General features: G+C 38.3%; 2 protein-coding genes. Both read right to left on the bottom strand.

Features of this window, described 5'->3' with window-relative positions; genetic code table 11:
- Window positions 1-509: cytochrome P450 (locus VE944_RS13175; RefSeq protein WP_324977674.1), on the bottom strand; the 509-nt coding region annotated here is incomplete at its 3' end.
- A 76-nt stretch (window positions 510-585) separates the two neighbouring features.
- A partial coding sequence (locus tag VE944_RS13170; protein ID WP_324977672.1) for a Rieske 2Fe-2S domain-containing protein occupies window positions 586-1,506 on the bottom strand: 921 nt, incomplete at its 5' end.

Here is a 1,506-nt window from a genome sequence, read left to right as displayed (position 1 = left end):
CACTGACTAGTTTGCTCAACTTCGCTCTTGTTCTGACTTCCCAAAAACAGGCGAGTAGCAACCATCAGGGTAAGCTGACGGAAACTAGAATTTAAGGGAATTGTTCTCTGTCCCCAATCTTTGAGGAAGTCTTGCACAATATTTTGGATGGTGTCGAAATATGTAGCGATCGCTTTTCCGTGAAATGCTGGATACATTAAGCGACGAGTTAGGCGATCTTCTTCCCCATCTTGTAATAAAATATTATTGCCAAATGTTGATTCTAAGAAATACCATCCTATCTGCGATGACATGTGTTCAGCCTGTTCCACCAGCACCAGCCGATTAGCATCAGGGCCAATTAAATAAGCACGTTTACGCCCCATGACGCTCGTCTTAAAAACTGAATCATACTGCTGGAATCGTCGCCATAAATACAACTCTGAATCCTGAAATATTTCCAAAGTCTCCCCCAAGAGGGGTAAGCCATAGCTACCAGGCATTTCCTCGGCGGATTTTAGCTGTTGCATATTTGAGTACCTCCAGCAGTAATCAGCTACAGTATCTACTTAATTGTAAAGCGCAGTTAGGTTTTGCAAATCTAAATTACCACTCGCGATAGAGTCTTTCTGCATAGAACATAATCTCTTCATTTGGCAATCTAATTTTTGGTTTTTGCCGAGGATACAAACTTTCAACTGCACCTGTATCCTGTTCAATAACTGTGGCTGCTGCTTGTAAAACTGAATTTTTAAACAGAAATTTCATCAAAGGATTAACGACTTTGGCATACATCAAAATAAACGTCTTGGTGATTTTCTCTGTTTCCGGGTAGAGAATATGAATTTGAGCAATATTACCAATAGGCGTTTTTGCAAAAAAAGCTGTAGTTGAAGGAAAAGCGTATTCAAGCCTGTTAATAAGAGTTTTAGGGAAGATTCCCAAAATAGGATTTTTAATAATTTCTCCTCGTGTGTTATTGGCTCTCGTTAGTTCTTGTTTTACTGTGGCATAGTATCCTTTTTCTTCAAAAGAAGTTACATTACAAGATGTAATTTTAAATAGTTCTTTATGAGTACCATTTTGGTGATTATAGTCATAGTTAACCATCAGATTAGTCAAAAAATCACCGTGAATACTTTTGTCCCCAGTTACTCCCATGAACTCGTAATTATCGACAATTTTTTGATGCAAATCTGGGATGGACAATCTTGGCTCAAATCCAGCATAAGTCCAGATGCAATCATTGCTAATAATTAGCTCTAATGGTTTAGTAATTGGCTGAGTGTTCTTACTTTCTCCTTGCTGTAGTCTGCCTTGTCCATCAAATTCTAGTGCATGAAAAGGGCAAGTAATAGTATCTCTCTCTTGACAAACCCAGCCGTTTGATAATGGTGCTTGCATGTGCGGACAGATGTTATCAAGGGCAAACACTTCGCCTTTTTGGTTTTGCCAAATGACATAATCCTGTCCATTTAATGTGATTTTATTAGGTTTATTTATTCCCAATATAGATTTATGCGCGAT

The organism is Nostoc sp., assembly GCF_035638895.1.
Taxonomy (GTDB): domain Bacteria; phylum Cyanobacteriota; class Cyanobacteriia; order Cyanobacteriales; family Nostocaceae; genus Nostoc.
This window is presented reverse-complemented; position numbering and strand designations above follow the sequence as displayed.